The organism is Mesorhizobium sp. M1403, from assembly GCF_040317695.1.
GTDB lineage: Bacteria > Pseudomonadota > Alphaproteobacteria > Rhizobiales > Rhizobiaceae > Mesorhizobium.
The window spans coordinates 1-1,571 of record NZ_JAMYKY010000086.1; the positions used below are offsets into that span (position 1 = coordinate 1).

1 protein-coding gene is annotated in these 1,571 nt (G+C 60.0%); it reads left to right on the plus strand.

Going from position 1 to position 1,571, the window contains the following annotated elements; genetic code table 11:
* The first annotated feature begins 83 nt into the window (after window positions 1-83).
* Window positions 84-1,253 carry an IS110 family RNA-guided transposase gene (locus NKH01_RS35135; RefSeq protein ID WP_353024738.1) on the plus strand — a complete coding sequence of 390 codons (1,170 nt, stop codon included), beginning with the start codon at window positions 84-86 and terminating at the stop codon, window positions 1,251-1,253.
* Window positions 1,254-1,571: the final 318 nt, after the last annotated feature.

The following is a 1,571-nucleotide window of genomic DNA, read 5'->3' on the forward strand; positions in this document are numbered from 1 at the left end:
TTCCGCTACAAGATCCCATGAGGTGTGAATAGCGGCCGGGGCTGTAAAAGGGCGCGGTTGCTTGAACTCTCTGGAGACCGACCATGCCTATCTCAACTGATCAATCTGCAGCGCCTGCCGCTATCCGTGTCGAGCTTGACGCGATTTTTGTCTCTTTGGAATTGAGCAAATCAACCTGGCTGGTCACCTCGCTGTCGCCGGGTGCCGCCGATAAGATGTCCCGGCACACGATCGTCGGTGGCGACATTGCCGGACTGTTTGTACGTATCGGCGAACTTCGTTCCAAGGCGCTGGCTAGGACTGGCAGGCTCTATCGAGTGGTATCAATTCACGAAGCCGGACTTGATGGATTCTGGCTTCACCGCTTACTCGGACGCGAAGATTGGATAGAAAGCCATGTCGTGGACGCCGCCTCGATTGCCGTCTCGCGTAAGCGCCGGCGGGCGAAGACAGACCGGATCGACGGCGAGACGCTGATCCGGACGTTGTTGGCCTACAAGCGAGGGGAGCCCCGCGTCTGCTCTATGGTGCGGGTTCCAACCCCGCAGGACGAGGACCGTCGCAGGATCGGTCGCGAGCGCAAGGTTCTCGTCGACGAACGAACGCTCCATATCAACCGCATCAAGGGTTTGCTCTTTAGCCAGGGCATTCGGGGGTATGAGCCTGGGCGCCGCGATCGCCGCGAGCGCCTTGAGGAGCTCCGCACGGGTGATGACCGCGACCTGCCCCGGCACATCAAGGCCCAGCTTCTTCGCGAACTCGTCCGCCTCGAATTACTGATCGAACAGATCAAGGCGGTGGAGGCCGAACGTGACGCGGTTCTGGCGCAGGAGAAGGCGGCCATGACCGAACCCGCAACGATGTTGCTCGGCATCAAGGGGATCGGCCCAGAATTCGCCAATGTCATCTCCAGCGAATGCCTGTCCCGGCACTTCGACAATCGAAGACAGGTCGCATCCTATGCGGGACTTGCCGCAAGCCCCTGGCAAAGCGGTTCGATCAATCGTGAGCAGGGTGTCTCGAAGGCAGGCAACCCACGTCTTCGAACAGCGATGGTCCAACTTGCATGGCTATGGTTGCGTCACCAACCGAATTCGACACTGAGCCGCTGGTTCCAAGAACGGGTGAAGCACAATGCCGGAAAGCGCAAGGCGACGACAATCGTTGCCCTGGCCCGCAAACTGCTGGTCGCGTTCTGGAAATATGTGACGCTCGGCGTTCTCATCGAGGGAGCCGCCATCAAAGCCGCCTGATGCGACAACAGCCGTGAAGCTATTCCCATCCCCAGGGCCTGATCAGCCCTGACGGATCCAGGGGGACGAACCGTGGTAGTCCTTGGCTTAAGGCAAGCCGCCTACAAGAATGGTCTCGTCCTTCTGAGCCCTTGCCCGCCGAAAGCGGGATAGTGGTGCAGCCGCTACGGGCGGCGACCGGATGTGAGGTTGATCAGGCCCGGATACGGGGCCGCGTCATGCAACCGGGCTCAGACCGTGGATGCCGTCTCCGAATTAGGAACGCAAAATGTCGCCATGACGCCCCGACTTGACGTGATGACCCTCATGTGAGGACTA

Bases quoted from the DNA above. Each gene is read 5' to 3' on its own strand.
- NKH01_RS35135 (WP_353024738.1), top strand. From the start codon at position 84: ATGCCTATCTCAACTGATCAATCTGCAGCGCCTGCCGCTATCCGTGTC.